Source organism: Neptuniibacter sp., from assembly GCF_024231755.1.
GTDB lineage: Bacteria > Pseudomonadota > Gammaproteobacteria > Pseudomonadales > Balneatricaceae > Neptuniibacter.
The window spans coordinates 15,322-30,924 of record NZ_JAAEQH010000323.1 but is presented as its reverse complement, the minus strand read 5'-3'; the positions used below and the strand labels follow the sequence as shown (position 1 = coordinate 30,924).

At 47.4% G+C, this 15,603-nt stretch carries 18 protein-coding genes; all 18 read left to right on the top strand.

What is annotated here, in order from left to right; all coding sequences use genetic code 11:
* Positions 1 to 1,602 precede the first annotated feature (1,602 nt).
* The 18 genes from GY843_RS18870 (at position 1,603) to GY843_RS18790 (ending at position 15,557) form a co-directional block, all read left to right on the top strand.
* Complete coding sequence (locus GY843_RS18870) at positions 1,603 to 1,950, top strand: endonuclease VII domain-containing protein (RefSeq protein ID WP_297312003.1); 348 nt, start codon at positions 1,603 to 1,605, stop codon at positions 1,948 to 1,950.
* 840 nt (positions 1,951 to 2,790) lie between these two features.
* A complete protein-coding gene (locus tag GY843_RS18865; protein ID WP_297312001.1) occupies positions 2,791 to 3,135 on the top strand; it encodes a hypothetical protein in 345 nt (114 codons plus the stop codon).
* A gap of 210 nt (positions 3,136 to 3,345) precedes the next feature.
* Positions 3,346 to 3,828 (top strand): hypothetical protein, encoded by a 483-nt coding sequence (locus tag GY843_RS18860; protein WP_297311999.1) that lies wholly within the window; start codon positions 3,346 to 3,348, stop codon positions 3,826 to 3,828.
* Complete coding sequence (locus GY843_RS21085) at positions 3,809 to 4,156, top strand: endonuclease VII domain-containing protein (RefSeq protein WP_367183878.1); 348 nt, start codon at positions 3,809 to 3,811, stop codon at positions 4,154 to 4,156. The genes GY843_RS18860 and GY843_RS21085 overlap by 20 nt, the downstream gene beginning before the upstream one ends.
* 113 nt (positions 4,157 to 4,269) lie before the next feature.
* Positions 4,270 to 4,419 carry a hypothetical protein gene (locus GY843_RS18855; RefSeq protein WP_297311997.1) on the top strand — a complete coding sequence of 50 codons (150 nt, stop codon included), beginning with the start codon at positions 4,270 to 4,272 and terminating at the stop codon, positions 4,417 to 4,419.
* 9 nt (positions 4,420 to 4,428) lie between these two features.
* Positions 4,429 to 4,962, top strand: a complete 534-nt coding sequence (locus GY843_RS18850; protein ID WP_297311995.1) for an SPFH domain-containing protein — start codon at positions 4,429 to 4,431, stop codon at positions 4,960 to 4,962.
* Between the two features lie 35 nt (positions 4,963 to 4,997).
* The gene (locus GY843_RS18845; RefSeq protein ID WP_297311993.1) at positions 4,998 to 5,216 is read left to right on the top strand and encodes a hypothetical protein; all 219 of its coding nucleotides are present in this window, start codon (positions 4,998 to 5,000) and stop codon (positions 5,214 to 5,216) included.
* A gap of 56 nt (positions 5,217 to 5,272) precedes the next feature.
* Positions 5,273 to 5,797, top strand: coding sequence for a hypothetical protein (locus GY843_RS18840; RefSeq protein ID WP_297311991.1), 525 nt, complete (start codon positions 5,273 to 5,275; stop codon positions 5,795 to 5,797).
* Positions 5,797 to 6,459, top strand: coding sequence for a S1C family serine protease (locus GY843_RS18835; RefSeq protein ID WP_367183877.1), 663 nt, complete (start codon positions 5,797 to 5,799; stop codon positions 6,457 to 6,459). Before GY843_RS18840 ends, GY843_RS18835 begins: the two co-directional genes overlap by 1 nt.
* Positions 6,434 to 6,664: a hypothetical protein gene (locus GY843_RS18830; RefSeq protein WP_297311988.1), complete on the top strand. Its 231-nt coding sequence runs from the start codon at positions 6,434 to 6,436 to the stop codon at positions 6,662 to 6,664. Before GY843_RS18835 ends, GY843_RS18830 begins: the two co-directional genes overlap by 26 nt.
* The gene (locus GY843_RS18825) at positions 6,648 to 7,052 is read left to right on the top strand and encodes a hypothetical protein (RefSeq protein WP_297311986.1); all 405 of its coding nucleotides are present in this window, start codon (positions 6,648 to 6,650) and stop codon (positions 7,050 to 7,052) included. Before GY843_RS18830 ends, GY843_RS18825 begins: the two co-directional genes overlap by 17 nt.
* Positions 7,053 to 7,198: 146 nt before the next feature.
* Positions 7,199 to 8,974: a hypothetical protein gene (locus GY843_RS18820; protein ID WP_297311984.1), complete on the top strand. Its 1,776-nt coding sequence runs from the start codon at positions 7,199 to 7,201 to the stop codon at positions 8,972 to 8,974.
* 124 nt (positions 8,975 to 9,098) lie between these two features.
* Positions 9,099 to 10,766: a hypothetical protein gene (locus GY843_RS18815; protein WP_297311982.1), complete on the top strand. Its 1,668-nt coding sequence runs from the start codon at positions 9,099 to 9,101 to the stop codon at positions 10,764 to 10,766.
* A gap of 124 nt (positions 10,767 to 10,890) precedes the next feature.
* The gene (locus GY843_RS18810) at positions 10,891 to 11,313 is read left to right on the top strand and encodes a hypothetical protein (protein ID WP_297311980.1); all 423 of its coding nucleotides are present in this window, start codon (positions 10,891 to 10,893) and stop codon (positions 11,311 to 11,313) included.
* Positions 11,313 to 12,431 (top strand): hypothetical protein, encoded by a 1,119-nt coding sequence (locus GY843_RS18805; RefSeq protein WP_297311978.1) that lies wholly within the window; start codon positions 11,313 to 11,315, stop codon positions 12,429 to 12,431. Before GY843_RS18810 ends, GY843_RS18805 begins: the two co-directional genes overlap by 1 nt.
* Positions 12,432 to 12,450: 19 nt before the next feature.
* Positions 12,451 to 13,560, top strand: coding sequence for a hypothetical protein (locus GY843_RS18800; RefSeq protein ID WP_297311977.1), 1,110 nt, complete (start codon positions 12,451 to 12,453; stop codon positions 13,558 to 13,560).
* A gap of 101 nt (positions 13,561 to 13,661) precedes the next feature.
* The gene (locus GY843_RS18795) at positions 13,662 to 14,132 is read left to right on the top strand and encodes a hypothetical protein (protein WP_297311976.1); all 471 of its coding nucleotides are present in this window, start codon (positions 13,662 to 13,664) and stop codon (positions 14,130 to 14,132) included.
* 48 nt (positions 14,133 to 14,180) lie between these two features.
* Complete coding sequence (locus GY843_RS18790; protein ID WP_297311975.1) at positions 14,181 to 15,557, top strand: hypothetical protein; 1,377 nt, start codon at positions 14,181 to 14,183, stop codon at positions 15,555 to 15,557.
* The last annotated feature ends 46 nt before the right edge of the window (positions 15,558 to 15,603 follow it).

Genomic DNA, 15,603 nt, shown 5'->3' with positions numbered 1-15,603 from the left:
TTTTAATTCTGTCGGCTCTGATACGTCGCTGTCGATGACAGTGCTTACATTGGCACAGATAGGCGGCGTTCTTGCTGATAGACCCGTTACGCTGACTTACCAGCCAGCTACCAATATGTGTACCCACAATAGTATCACACACCGGGCACTTAATACGGGCCTGATATTTTAGCTGTCGTTCACTAAGTGTCCGCCTAATGACTCGTCCACTGTCGCTACAATTCACACACTGGCATACCCAATAACCGGGCTTACGGGCTTTTTTGGTTACTCTCCATGTGCCATATTGTTGTTCTATTTCTATCATGCTGGTATTATACCATAACACGTAACACAAGTCAAGGAAAAAGTGGGGGCGTAGCGTAAAAATTATGGCCCTTATTGATACTGTCAGGGGCTGTTTGGGGGGGTTGGTAGCGCGTAACTTGATTGTAAGTCGATTACCCGCACCCCCACAATTTCTTGTTGCTACTATTTTATTGGCCTAATATTGGGGGTTGTGGTACATATGACCATGTACCATGTGCCACAGGTATTTATGTGCCATGTTGTAAACCGTGTGTGTGACTGTTCTTATGTCTTTATGGCACTTATGGTACATAGTTTATTATATTGAGTGTATAATAGAATAATAGAACAGTAGAAAGATACTTATGTCAATTTATTGTATTTGAACGGTTTACAGTACAGATGAGTTTCGTTCAAACTATGTACCACGTGTGCCATGGTGTGTTTTATTTCTATCTAAGTCTATTGTGTGTAAGGCCTTATGATTTGTGGCACATAATCTACCCCCTAAGTAGTAGACAATTATGTGCCACGGCGCTCACGCTGTTTGTCCGCGTGTCTATACTATTGGCTATACTTATGTTAGTATAAGATAAACGCATGATACCAGTTTCGGCGGATATACCCGGTCGGTCGTGGCTCCTGGACCCCCAAGGGAGGCGATGGCATTACTACATGTAGTGGGTAAAGAGGAGGACGCCCAATACCCTGTACCGGACGTCCCGTTTGAAATGAAGAAGGAGGAGGATTATTTCAACATAGAGCCAAGTAAACCCAGCCAACCAGTACAAGTATCTTATACCAGTCATCGCCTATTAGTTTCGTTATTATGTATCTCATAGTTAAAGTATACCAACATCACCCCTATATGTCAAGCCTTAATTTATATTCCCATGTACTACTCAATATACCTTACTGTTGTTGACAAGGACACATCCTCCTTGTGTTGATTGTGTATGTGATGACCCGTTGATGAGTGTCCGTTATCGGACCTCGCCTCTGTTGTCGAAGCCGGGGTGGCACCCTCTCGGTTTGTTACTTAGTAGTTCCTTTTACCTATTACTGCCGACCCGACACACGTGTTGGAATTACATACAGGACAATCCACACCCACATAGTAGGGTACTTAATAAAGATACGACCCGTAACCTTTAACAAGCCGGGGCGTTAATAAAGGCGGGTAACATAAGGGCCGATAACTGAGTAGTCCATGGATATATAAAATAGTCCTTGACTTTCAACGTCGGATGTGGTATACTGTGTAGTATGAAGAATATAGATAATGTTGATTATTAGGTTAATAATGAGGGCAGCATGGGTGAAGTAGCAGATTTTATTAATGATACGGACATGTATGGCGGAAAAGAGTTTAGCCACATGCCACATTATAATTGTCACGAGGACAGGGATAATTATTTAGCGTACAATTTCGGTATAACCGAACAGAAGTACAATGCTATGTTCAAAAAGCATAAAGGCCGCTGTTATATATGTGGGAAGCACCAGTCTAAGATGAAAAAGCGGCTACATGTTGACCACGACCACAAGACCGGGAAAGTGAGGGGGTTGCTGTGCGTTATATGCAACCTCGGCCTGGGGTGCTTCAAGGACAACCCGGCAAGACTGAGATCGGCAGCGGAGTATCTGGAGCGGAACAGATGAAAATAATAAATAAAATACTATGCTGGTTTGGGATACACAGATGGAGCTACGGGTACGCGAGCTACCCTGAGTCAGGGGGCGGCATAGTGGCCGTAAGACTCTGTATGTGTACCAGGAAGTCGTGTAGCGCGGTACAAGCCCTACATATGACAGAGGGCGAGTGGGTGGCGATCACATACGACGAGGAAACAAACACATGGAGTAGACTGGAATGATAAGGACGATTGAGACGGACCCGGAACGGATAATTAACATGGCCGGGGCTAGCTTCTACGAATCGAAGGCTGAGGTCTATATGTCCACCACGGTCAGGGTTCAGATACGGGTGTTTGGGAAATGGATCACGGTGTTAAAATGGGATAGGATAGCATAGTGAGCAAGCCAGCCAAGATAACCGAAATCAAATACACCTGTAGCGCATGTCACAACGTACAGCGCGCCGGACGGAAAACCAGGGCGGCAGAAATGGGTATGTGCTCACGGTGTGTGGAAAAGAAGGGGCTGAACTGATGAGTAAAGGACCAATCGAATCCGCCACAGAAGAAACTGAACATATAGAGAACGCCGGGTCGCACGTTGTTTTGGTGCACGTAGTGGAGGGTGGAACTGTGGCTGATGCTCTTGAGAGGAAATGCAACAGGCTACGGCAAGGCCCACGAGCAGGAGAAAACTGATGGCCAAAAGTAAATATTTGCAAGCACAGGCGAACGCTCACCGTGCTAGACAACGGGGTGACGGAGAGGCTTATCTTAAATACAAAGCCGAGGCGCATAAAGAACGCAAGTCGCGGAGCACGCGTCACTAATGGATGTTATGGGAACACGTTTAAGGGGAAAACTGATGAATAATGAACTACATATACGCGCTATTAGTGGTGGCCACAAAAGAAACGTAGGTGTGGTCATAGAGAGTTGGGATGATGCCAACGGTGATCTGTTCATGGCTGAACCATTGGTGATGAAGAAGCAACCACGCTCCATGGCTTTCCAACCAGATGCACCCAATATTATTCTAAGCCCCACAGCGGCCCAGCAGTTGATCGACGACCTATGGGACTGTGGGCTTCGACCGAGTGAGGGATCGGGCAGTGCGGGCCAACTGGCGGCGACTGAGAGACATCTGAAGGACATGCGGACCATTGTGTTTAGCGGCGAGTGTCCTATACCGAAGGGGGCCACGAAATGAACTACATACTGATAGTACTACTCGTCGCAACGGGACTATACGACCTGTATCTGGTGCGTAAGAAACACTCCACGTTGTCCCAGCAGTATCAGAAGTTGTTTCCAACATGGCTTGATCTCATTATATTGGGATTTATATTGAAATGTATGCTCACTGGACTTCTGTGGGTAGATCCACGGGTGAAGATAGTCATAGCCACGATTTTAGGGCATGTTTGTTGGCCAGGCCGCGAGCGTTACGGAGATAAAGATGATTAGAGTGGCTTTAATAACTATAACGGTAATAGCGGTTATGCTGATGATGGGGTGCGGGTCATCCTCCCGGATTGAAGTCCCGATACCCGGCGATGGTTCACGGATAATTGAGGGGAACGCCGCTGACGATTACGTGGAATCGCTCATACTGAGTGAGAAAACCGCCAGGGGTCGGATGAACGAGCTATTTGGGTCGCTGACCAAGATGATGCCAGTTTTGTTGCTCACTATGGTAGGCGGTTTCGTCTTTTGGGGGCTGACCCGCAGCAGGTTTGGGTGGATTATACCGGCAGCGTGTGTGGGGGGCATGATTTTTATTATGGTAATGGCTAGATGGGCTGAGTGGATCGCTGGTGTAGTAGTACTCATAGCCTTAGCGGTTCTTGTCTGGAAGGCAGTAGAGTACCGTAGGGAACGTGATGACAACGCCAAAAACTAAGACTTGCGTCTGGTGTGATAAGACCATAGGTAGTGATGAGACGGTCACGAAAGGGCTGTGTTCGGCTTGCCGTAGTTATAAATATAAGCTAAAGCATGAATTTGGTATGACACTCGAAGATTTTGACATCATGGCCGAGGAGCAAAATCATAAGTGCGCTCTCTGTAGGGGTGTTAATGTAAATAATCGTAGGTTAATAGTGGATCACGACCATGATACGGGTGAAGTTCGTGGATTACTGTGTTATTCTTGTAACTATAGACTATCACTCGCAGAGCGCTACCCGAGCTTTTTCATAAAATGTTTGAAATATCTTAAGAAAATATGAACAAATAAGGCGCGAGACCAGTATAAGAGAGGGGCTTTGTTTTATTTTAACTTAGCCTCATAGAAGGAACGTGTTTTGGATTTTGTAGCAGCGATTTTGGAGCTTAGTGGTAAATGGATTGTCGGACACAAGAATCGCTATGGTTGGTTAGCCAGCATATCCGCCAATATATGCTGGATTTTCTACGTACTGATGACGAGATCATGCTGGGGATCACTGTTGCTGGCGGTCCCGGCTATTTTCATCAACATACGCAATTATAGGAAGTGGAAATGAGTCAACTCGGTGAGTGGCTATCATGTGTGTTCGACATACTACCCCGTATATGGGTGGTAGAGCCGGATGAGGGTGGCATAAGGACCACGCTGGGTAAATGGGTGAAGGATGCTCCTACCGGCTGGTACATAGATTGGCCCATCATTCATGTCTGCACCAAGCGTCCGATCACACCGCAGGTTGTCGATCTTCGCGGACAGTCAGTCATAACACGTGATGGTAAGGATGTCGTTATAGGTGGCGCGCTTCAATATAAGATAACCAGCGCCAGGAAAGCGATCCTGGAAGTAAACGATCTTGATGAATCCATAGTATCGCTCGCGCTTGGCATTATACATGAGCGTGCAACAAAACACACACTTGCAGAGCTACTCCAACCCGATTGTCTGACGAGTTGTTTGTTGCGCGAGATACGAGAGGCCACAAGCGGCTGGGGCGTTAAGATCATGGAAGTGTTCATTACTGACCTCGGTAACGTTAAGAACATCAGATTTATAGGTGACAGACAATATGTTGAACTTGAGGATTAAAGATGCCATATAAACTGTGGCGCAGAATAAAAAGATTGTTTCGGTATCATAAGCTAAAAGGCAAGCGCATTACCTCACAGACCACCCCTGCTGAAAAAGTAAGCACAGCGGATAAGATATACGACGTATTGTGCGTTGATGGCGAAGAAGCCAATATGACACGCGAGGAGTTTCGTAGGGAGTTCGCCGCAGCCACGGATACGTCAATGCACAGGGCTATGAATGAAGCGATGGGAATGAAATACGACGCGTAATTAAACCGGGCCGGGTCGTTCGGTCAAGAACATAGAGCTAAAAGGAGAAAACAATAATGCCACATCACGGTGAAAATGCTTTTCGAGAAAAACACCCATTCGTTCTGGCCGGTACGGTAACAACGGCACAGACCGCGCTTGCCGTTACCGCGCGGGACGAGGACAGTGTGGATGCACTGGCGGCTGCTAAGACCGTAATCTTCGAGGTTCCTTACGGAACCCCGGCGCTGGATATACGGGTCAGGGCTGATGGTAACGACAACGACACCAATGTTCTTGACTTTTACGCCAAGCCAATAACAGCGGGCGGTCTTGATCCTGAACATTATACCAGGATGTTCACCCTCACCGGCGACAGGTCAACACAGATAGCTTCAACTGGTATCTACTTTATGGATAGTTTCGTCATCAGCAATAATCAATGGGAGGCTGGCTACACGGTTGAGAATACGACCAACGAGATCGACCATCTTAGGGTCAACACCGATGGCTATGAAAAGATTCTTGTGATCGTGACAGCACTGGTTTCCACCACCGTTTACGTTGACGTTAAGAAATTAGACCGAGAGGTAGTAGCATAATGACACGTAAATGCGGTATGGCAGCAATGTTTTTAGCGGCAGTGTTCACCGTAGTGATGGCGCGTAATCATATGAAGCTCCCCAACGTCATCGAACGTGTACGCCCAAGCGTAGTACTCGTTGAAATATATGGCAACTACAGTAAACTTGGAACAGGCTCAGGTGTCATCCTCGACAACGGAGTCATACTCACGGCCAGGCACGTGATCAGCAAGGCCGCTAGAGTTGTGGTTGTGCTGGACGATGGCTCAAGGGTAGCGTCCGATGAACTTTTCACATCGTGCGATATGTCATCTGTAGATGTCGGGCTGATAATTGTGGACCCAAATATATCCGATAGTCACGCCAGCCTCTCTCCGAACTGGAGGGGCACAGTTGGTGAGAGCGTGTTTGCTATCGGCGGTCCGTTAGGCAGACACAACACCGTAGCTGTTGGTATCATATCAGCGCATAACAGGATACGTAAGGATGAGAGCTTTACCCAGTTGGACATCAACGGTGCCCCCGGTAGTTCTGGTGGTCCGGTGTTCAACCGTTTCGGCGGTGTGATCGGTATAGTAGTACGCGGTAGCTCGTATGGGATGATGTATATCGTTCCGGCAGATGCATGTGAGGCTGTGGTTGGTGTGTATGAAAATGTCCAAAGAACACAAATTAAATGACACCGAGATTTATTGTGACCTTCTGTCACTGATAGCTGAAGTGGAGGACGTGGACGTTATTAGCATAGCTGATACGTCGAATATACCATCGGCGTTGGAGCGTTTGATGTTAGGCGTTAAGTACGTTATGCTGGATCTTGAAGCTACGCGCAGAGAGTGTGGCTATATGAAGAAACTATTGGAAGATAATGGGACGCAAGGCTAAAAATAATAAACACGGTAAGAAAACTAAAGCTGGCACATTGCTATCAAAGTATATTAAAGAGATCGCCGACGAGGAGACAGAGTTCATCAAGGATGACGAACGTGGTGATCGTATGGCGACCAAGGCTGAGGCTTTGGCGCGCACTATCTGGAAGTTGGCCTTGGGTTTCGATGAGACAGTGACCAAGTTCAAGAAGGACGGCACTGAGATAACGACTAGGTTACCCCACGCCCCCAACAGTACGTACATTGGCATCATATTAGATCGTACTGAGGGCAGGGCACCGTTGCTGGTGGATGGTAAGGATGGGAAGCTGAATATACCGGATCGTATCTCACAGGAGGGTAAGAACCGTATTAACAATATCATAAAGGACAGGAAGAAATAGAAACCGCTAGGCCACAATTATCGACCCCGTTCCCGGACGTACCTGAGATATGGACTTGCCCTAAGACTGGGCTTGAAGTTCCGAAGATGCAACTGGCTAATATTCGTTGGCGCGCGGATCTTATGCGTGCGGCGGAGAATGATAAGGTGCTTCAAGAAGATCTTATGGCGGCTTGTAAACAGTCCATACTATTCTGGACTAACTTATGTGTTTGGACTTATCATCAGTTTGATTTTGATCCTGTTACACATAAACCCATACCGGCTAAACATGCACACAATCCTTTTATAACATGGGAGGTTCAGGACAGACATCTTACTTTCATAGAGGAAGGGATTGATAAGGGCGAAGATCGCGGCACAAAGAAAAGTCGTGACATGGGAGCTAGTTGGGATTGCATAGTGGCCTTTCATCACAAGTGGTTGTTTAGGCCGGACAGTCAATTATTAGAAATGTCGAGGACCGAAGGCTATGTAGATGAACGAGGAAATCACAAGAGTTTATTCTGGAAGCACGACTACATCAACACCTGGCTCCCTGACTGGATGCGACCCCCGAATTGTTTGCCAGGCCAAAAGAATCGTAGGAAAATGCACCTACACAATGAGCTTATTGAATCCACCATTGACGGAGAATCAACAACTGCTCATGCTGGATCAGGAGATAGACGGCTGGCTGTGCTCTTGGACGAGTTCTCTAAGGTCGATAATGGTAGAGCAATGAGAAGTGCCACTGCTGATGTTACTCCCTGTCGAATAGTAAACTCCACACCTAACCCCGACCGTGGTGCTGGTACTGAGTTCAGTAGGTGGTTGAACAGTGGACAGATAAAAGTGTTTACGATGGCGTGGTGGGAGCATCCAGAGAAGGGCATTGATCGTTATACCGTACAGGATGAAGTTACACAAGAGTATAAGATACGCTCACCGTGGTATGATAATGAAAACGAGCGGCGCTCACCGAGAGAAATGGCGTGTGAGATCGATATGGAGGATCTTGAAGCCGGTGATGCTATATTTACACATACCAATATAGACAAACACATCGCACTGTTCGGTAGAGATCCTATCGTACGGCTGGATGTGAATTTCAAGAAGGGCGTAGCTAATGATGCTGTTAAGGCTATCATAGGGCAGCGCGACGTTAAAAAGATTACTATGAAGATGAGTCCCAAGGGTAAGTTGAAAGTGTGGACAAATCTTCTTATGAATAGACCTGATCAATCGAAGCGATATATATTTGGCATTGATACCAGTAAGGGACAGGGAGCATCTAATTCCGTGGTGTCTATTAAGTGTAAGGACACTGGTCAAAAGATAGCTGAGTGGGCCGATGCTAACACACCGCCCTATGAATTTGCCAGGATCGTTATCGCACTTGCTATCTGGTGCGGCGGCGCTAATCCTCGGAGGCTTCCGTTCCTTAAATGGGAGAAGAACGGCCCAGGACTGGACCTCGGAAAACTGATCGTTGAGATATTCGGCTACCCATATTTCTATAAGAAAAAGAAAATAGGCGTAACGAAACAGAAGCAGGGCACCGCGTACGGTTGGCACTCTGATCGTGATGGTAAGCTGGCGTTGTTGATGATCTACGATAGGATGTTAGCTCATGGTGGTTATATCAACCCATCTATCATATCGTTGGAGGAGTGTAAATATTACATCCATTATCCTGATGGTGGTTGTGGACCGGCTGATCTGGTCGAGGAGAGCGCCGGGGCCAAGAAAACACATGGAGACAGAACTATAGCCGATGCTTTAACACTTGAGGACAAAGAGATACCCAAGGGCAAGGGCGCAGCGGTACACATACCGGGCAACTCTGCCGGTCACAGGTTCAACGAGTACAAGAAGAAACGTAAGGCGAAAAACATGGGTAAGAAGTGGCAACATCCATATGGAGATAAGGTTAATGTCTGAAGTCACAGCACGTAAGTTAAGCATGGCCGTCAAGGCCGGGTTCGATAGACTTAAGACGTATCGCAGGGCGCGCGCGATGTTTATAAAAGAATACGTTGGACAATATTATGCCAAGAACAGGGGCATGACTGGTGAACAGCCAATCAATCTCGTGTTCAGTGCTATAAAAACTATTCTTCCGAACATCGTTATGAAGAACCCGGTCAACAAAGTGACCACCGAGATACTTCCTTATAGACAGTATGCTGAACTTCTGAGCCTTGGGCTTGATTTTAATCAGAAGAAAATGAAACTAAAGAACACACTACGCGCTGGGACAGTGGACGCGTTCTTTGGCATGGGTATATATAAGACCGGCATATCCATGAGTGGTCAGATTCTTAATGAGGACGACCAGCTTATAGATCCGGGTCAGTTGTACACAGATACTGTAGACCTCGATAATTTTACGATGGATCCGACCTGTGTTAAGCTAACTGAGTCCACGTTCTTTGGTGACAGGATTAGAGTTCCACGACAGACACTTATGGACATGAACGGCGTGAATAAGGATCTGGTTAGGCAGCTTCCGTCCTATCAGGTCAAGAGTGGATCTGACAGTGGCGTGTCTACTATAACACAGACCCCACTACGCTCTGAGTCTATGCAGAACTTACAGGATTATGTATACGTAGTTGAAGTTTGGGTTCCGAAAGCTAACGCAGTTGTTCTTATACCTGATCCACACGTTAAAATGTTTGACGACTTTATATCTATTAAAGAATATTACGGACCTGATGATGGGCCATATACGTTTGAGATTCTTACTCCTGATGTACCTGGCAACCCATTGCCGATAGCACCTGTAGGCGTATGGTATGATCTCGCGCAAGCGGCCAACAGGATGTTTAAGAAAACCATGGATCAGGCTGACCGTCAGAAGGATGTTATGGTGTTTGACCCAGCGCAGTCGGACACGGCCCAGGATATTCTGGATGGTGCGGACGGCGAGTTCATAGCCTCTAATGATCCGAAGTCTGTGCAGGTGTTGAATCTTGGTGGACAGCGTAGAGAGAACGAACAGATGACCGCCTCGTTGCAGAATTGGTTTAATTATATGTCCGGTAATCCTGATCAGATGGGTGGGTTGAAAGACGACGCTGGTAGCGCAACGCAAGCTGATATAATGTATTCCAATGCCAACGTCGGCATAGAGGATACCAAGGGAATAATCTACGACGTGGCTGCTGACATAAGCGGTAAGCAAGCGTGGTATATGATGAACGACCCGCTGCTGGATCAGGTGTTGTGTAAACGACAACCGGGCGATGAACAAATTCAGGTACAGCTTACGCCGGAACAGAGGTCAGGTGACTTCCTAGATTATGCTTTTACCATAATTCCTAGATCTATGGTCGTCATAAATCCTATGATAAGGTCCAAGCGCCTTATAGAGTTTACTACTAATCTGTTACCGGCAGCGGCGAACACGGCTATGCTTATGTTGCAGATGGGTCAGCCGTTTGATCTTCCGGGTTACTTGACACTGATGGCTGACGAACTTGACATAACGGCGGAGGTACAGTATTTGTTTAACGATCCGAACTTCGAGGCGCGGTTGGAATTGATTATGAGCGCCGGACCACAACCGGCTGGTAAGGGCACAGCCGTAACACCGGCTGGTGTCAAACAGAATCATGGTTTTCCTGGTAAGAAGAAAATAAAGAGTCTTAGTGGCGAGACGAATAGTCAGCGTCAGCAAGGTGGGGCCAGGGCGCAGGAGGTTCACGATGGTAACAGGAGCACTTACTAATGATAAACATATGTAATAACTGTAAGAATAGGCACTGCTCATGGAAACACTGGATGTATAATCTCGCGCGGCGGACTCGTAGGGCGTGGTCAATGACCAAATGCGTTAGTTTCAAGGGGAAGTAATGGCGCGTTGCACCATAGCTATATACTATTGTCCTAATTGTGACGCCGACATGGACATGACAGAAGTGTGTATCACCATGAGAGCGCACGAGACTAATGTATGTGATACTTGTGGCGTCGTAGGGTACGTTGGGAAGAAGCTGGGCCATACTATAGGCATACGTGGCAAAGAATATTTCCACCCGCTGCACTCCGATTCCTTGGCTATAAATCCATCACAGATACCAGAGCACAGGGCATTATTCCCCAACGTAAAGATAGACGGTGAGGGGCGACCGATATTTGAGAACTTCAGACAACATGACGACTACCTTGAGAAGTGTGGTTTCCATAAACAGAAACAGCGCATAAAGCCGAAAGGCCGAAGAATAGATAAACCTAAGCAACCCTCAAGTGAGGCTTACCCGAAGGAGATCAAGTAATGGTAGAACAAGCAGACGGCGGTATTACGCAAGATACAGACGTAACGATTGAAGATGTTAGTCCAGAAGTTATGGACAAAGTAACAGCCGGTTTAGCGGCGCTTACTGACGATCCGAGTACCAAGGATGAGAAGGGCGAACGCCAAGTCCTCAATGCAGTTAGTGAAACTGTAGTGGACTCAGCGATTGATAGTGAAGCAGTTGCGGGCTCAACGGTCAGTGCAGCGGTTGAATCGACGGTTAATTCAGCAGTTACAGTAACCGACTCGGTGGTTAGCGCGGCTGTGACGGATGGCAAGAACTACGACTTGGAGGATAACGTGTACCGCGCGGCTGTTCATCAGGGATGGAAGCCTGAAGAAATACAGTCGTTCATGGAGCAAGACCCCGACAGAGCCAGGGCTACACTTGGTAAGTTGTGTGAGACCAACAACAACTTGTCGAAGAACTGGGCTGAAATGGGCCGGGCTAAGTTGGCCCAGGATACCGCACAGCAGACAGAGACGACTACTAAGAAGGACGACAAGCCCAAGTCTGAGTTCAAAGAAGTCGATATTAGTAAACTCAAAGAGCAGTACGATAATGATCCTATTGTGGATCTTGTAGCTTCACAACAGGAACAGAATAAAGTTCTTTTCGATATGGTAAACGATCTAAACGAGACAATCTCTACCCGGCCACTGGAACAACAAGAGCAAGTTGTTAATCCAGCAGCCGCAGCGGTTGGCGCGTCGATAGACGCTTTCTTCAAACGGGACGACATGAAAATGTATGCGTCGTTCTATGGTACGGGCGATAATCTCACCCCCGGCGATGTGGCCAACAGGACGGCTATGTTTGAATTGGCGGATCAGATAACGGCTGGCAGAGCACTCCAGGGTTTAGATACCACTGTTGATGAAGCTCTTACACAGGCGCATATGCTGGTCACGGAACCCATAAGAGAGACTATGGTAAGAAAAGGAATCGTTTCTCAGCTGAAGAAACGAAGCAACAGTTTATCTTTGCGGCCAGCGAGTGCGGGTGGTGATGTCCAATCTAATAGTGACGGAAAGCCCAAGACCGCTGAGGAGCTTGTAGATGCTACCAGAGGTCGCCTGGATAAAGTATTTGGATAACCAAGAAAGAAGGTAACAAATGGGAGTTAAAAATTCGGCTCTTGCTGATTTAATTGCAGTTACACTTGATGATCTGCCAAAGCAGTACTTTGAAGTGGGCTGGGATAACACCCGGTATGAGTTCTGTCGTATCTATCAGTCGGAGCGCATGGAGGTTGACGGTGGCGAACAGATCTCGCGTGTGTTGATGCTCGATCAGACTGGTAATGCCCGGTATCGCAGACTCTATGATACCGATCAGCCTAACGTCTCAGACGTTACGAGTACCATCCGCGTACCTTGGGTACAGATTGGCACGAACTATTCGTGGGACAAGCTGGAAATTCTTCGGAATAAGAGTAACCCCAAGGGTTTTGTGAAATTGATGAAACTTCGTAGAACTGACGGTTTGTGGTCGTTGGCTAATCTCATCGAGGAACGGGCGTGGAAAACACCGACCAATTCCAGCGATGACCTCTATCCATACGGCGTACCGTACTACATCAACATGCTGACGAAGGGTTCGACGGCCGCTGGTTTTAATGGTCAGACCATTCGTTACCAGGACGGATCAACTGGCACGACCTGTGCTGGTCTTGATGCAAGTTTAGCCGCCAATGCCAAGTGGCGTAACTATGCGTTTACGTATAGTGCGGTTGACAACACCTTGCTCAAGTCGTTCAGGTTGGCGGCTATGAGATCCAGGTTCAAAGCACCGTTATTCTTGAATGATCCGGCGCAGAAACGTAACGCGGCTAAGCGCATCTATTCTGAATTTGATGTCGTGGCCGATCTAATGGACCTGGCTGATTCCAAGGACGACTTCCACAGGGGTAAAGATGTCCTTGGTAATCTTCGCGTTCAGGAAGATGGCCTGGTTCTAATCAACCGAATACCGGTTGTTCCCATCGACGAGCTTGAAGGTGTAACGGATCCTGAACAGGGTACGGCTACCAAGCCTATCTACTGTGTAGATTTCGAGAAGTTCATTCCATACGTCCAGGAGGGCTACTGGAATGAGGAAAGTGAACCCATGACAGACCGTGGACAGCATACTACGTTCACAGTGTTCCTTGACGGTTCGCACAATAACCTGTGTACTAACAGGCGTGAGGTTGGTTTTGTTGGACATCTGCCGATTGCGGCATAACATATACCACCTATAGGTAAATGAGGGGGCGGTAACTCCGCGGAGTAATAACCGCCCCACTCATTCTCAAAGGTCAACCCTAAGAGAAAGGGAAACGTAAAATGGGTATGGGAAACCAGATCACATATAATAGCGAGAAGATCGCTAAGAAGAAAGTCGTACTTACGAACAACACCGGCGCATCTTTAACGATACGCGGTGGATACGCGGTGTGTTACGATCAGTCACAGACTGACATATCACAGGCGTATTCTGTTCTTCGCCCGGCTACTGCTAACCTGGGATATTTCGCCGGTGTTATCACCGAGGAATACGATGGTAAGATAGTTGCCAATGGTGCGACCATCAACATCGAGATTTACATTCCTACAAAATACGGACAGGTTGTTCCTGTCTGGATCAGTGAGGATCATTCTGCTAACGTAGCATTGCTCGAACCTACCAATGGTACGTTCGTACTGCTCGAAGGCTCGACTACTAAGGTAGCACAGACTGTGGGACAGGACAACCGCAGTGTTACTAACGGTACGACCCTCGCCAGGCTTTACGGTATTTCAGATCCGTTAGCATAAGTGTCTAGTCCAGGGCCAACTGGACGTAAAATATAAAAGGAGAAATTTATGGCAGACGGAGTTGTGACATATAATTCTGAGGCCATCCTCGCAAAGAAACGTGTTCTGTTCGCGCCGACCGTGACCACAGATGTTCTCAAAGCTGGTTACGTTGTGTGTTATGACAACGACAGGACTACGGATCTCAACGGCGTAACAGTCGCCGAGGGTGAACAGAATCCAGCACGATTCTTAGTGGTGGAAAAACCAAAGACCGCGAACTTGAAGTTTGTCGCGGGTATCGTAGCGCCTTCAAGTGAGGGTGCTGTTAATGGCGACTATATTGACATCTATGAATTGAACGGTGCCGATATAGCTGTGTGGACAGATCAGGACTGTACCAATGGTACTACCAGTCTGGCCGTATCCAATGGTAGTTATATTATGACAGCCGTTGGCGCGTCTAATATACTGTTGGGTTCGTGTAAGGAAACCATCAATCGTTCTGTTACGAACGGTTTGGTCCTTATGTCAAGTAGAGTGAGAGCCGCTGGTGACGCCACCGATTACGCTACGCTTAGTGCAGTCGTGTCTATCAACAGTGATACGTTGTCCGCCGTTAGTAATCTGGCGGCTATGATTACTACTGATGCAATGAGTACGGCGCTTTCACAGTTGACTGTAGCTGAGGCGTCTGGTAATGCTAGTCTCGCCGTTAAGATCGCTTCGGCTAATAGTGATCAGACGGCGTCGATCAACACACAGATTGATTCAGCTATTAGTGATGTCACGGCGGCTTATGCGGCGGCTGATGTCAGTAATGCAAAGCGATTGTCTGACGCTACATCTGCGGTAGGCGAATCGGCACAGTCTGACATAGCCAGCTTAGCCGCTATGGTTGACAGTGCTATTAGTGATGTTGTGGCGACGAATCTTTCTGGTAATTTGAGTCTAGCCACAATGGTTGATAGCGCCATAAGTGATGTAGTTGCTACGAATACTTCTACCAACTTGAGTCTTGAAACCGTGTTGAAGTCTGACATAGCTAGTGTAGCTACAGCGTTGGACAGCGCTATCAGTGATGTAGTTGCTACCAACACTTCTACCAACTTGAGCCTTGAAACAGTGTTGAAGTCTGACATAGCCAGTTTAGCCACTATGGTTGATTCGGCGATCAGTGATGTAGTTGCTACTAACGCTTCTGGTAACGCCAGTCTTGCCACGATGGTTGACAGTGCTATCAGTGATGTCAACGCTGAGTTGGATGCAGTGAGTGATCTTGTGTCACAGATAAGCGTGGCCGTGGTTGCTCTCGACAACGACGCCGTATCTGTTTTAGCCAGTGTGTCTTATACTACACTGACTTCTTTGAACGTCGGTTACACCAAAATAACGGCGGCTGATGGAACTCAGTACAGTGTTGTTGGTTTTGTGAAAAGTTTATAATGAAACCCGGTCTGCGCTCCCCGCTTCTGTTACCAACGGTCGCGGG

Coding starts and splice junctions, on each gene's coding strand:
- GY843_RS18870 (WP_297312003.1), top strand. CDS start 1,603: ATGGGTGAAGTAGCAGATTTTATTAATGATACGGACATGTATGGCGGA.
- GY843_RS18865 (WP_297312001.1), top strand. CDS start 2,791: ATGAATAATGAACTACATATACGCGCTATTAGTGGTGGCCACAAAAGA.
- GY843_RS18860 (WP_297311999.1), top strand. CDS start 3,346: ATGTTTGTTGGCCAGGCCGCGAGCGTTACGGAGATAAAGATGATTAGA.
- GY843_RS21085 (WP_367183878.1), top strand. CDS start 3,809: ATGACAACGCCAAAAACTAAGACTTGCGTCTGGTGTGATAAGACCATA.
- GY843_RS18855 (WP_297311997.1), top strand. CDS start 4,270: ATGGATTGTCGGACACAAGAATCGCTATGGTTGGTTAGCCAGCATATC.
- GY843_RS18850 (WP_297311995.1), top strand. CDS start 4,429: ATGAGTCAACTCGGTGAGTGGCTATCATGTGTGTTCGACATACTACCC.
- GY843_RS18840 (WP_297311991.1), top strand. CDS start 5,273: ATGCCACATCACGGTGAAAATGCTTTTCGAGAAAAACACCCATTCGTT.
- GY843_RS18835 (WP_367183877.1), top strand. CDS start 5,797: ATGACACGTAAATGCGGTATGGCAGCAATGTTTTTAGCGGCAGTGTTC.
- GY843_RS18830 (WP_297311988.1), top strand. CDS start 6,434: ATGTCCAAAGAACACAAATTAAATGACACCGAGATTTATTGTGACCTT.
- GY843_RS18825 (WP_297311986.1), top strand. CDS start 6,648: ATGGGACGCAAGGCTAAAAATAATAAACACGGTAAGAAAACTAAAGCT.
- GY843_RS18815 (WP_297311982.1), top strand. CDS start 9,099: ATGACTGGTGAACAGCCAATCAATCTCGTGTTCAGTGCTATAAAAACT.
- GY843_RS18810 (WP_297311980.1), top strand. CDS start 10,891: ATGGCGCGTTGCACCATAGCTATATACTATTGTCCTAATTGTGACGCC.
- GY843_RS18805 (WP_297311978.1), top strand. CDS start 11,313: ATGGTAGAACAAGCAGACGGCGGTATTACGCAAGATACAGACGTAACG.
- GY843_RS18800 (WP_297311977.1), top strand. CDS start 12,451: ATGGGAGTTAAAAATTCGGCTCTTGCTGATTTAATTGCAGTTACACTT.
- GY843_RS18795 (WP_297311976.1), top strand. CDS start 13,662: ATGGGTATGGGAAACCAGATCACATATAATAGCGAGAAGATCGCTAAG.
- GY843_RS18790 (WP_297311975.1), top strand. CDS start 14,181: ATGGCAGACGGAGTTGTGACATATAATTCTGAGGCCATCCTCGCAAAG.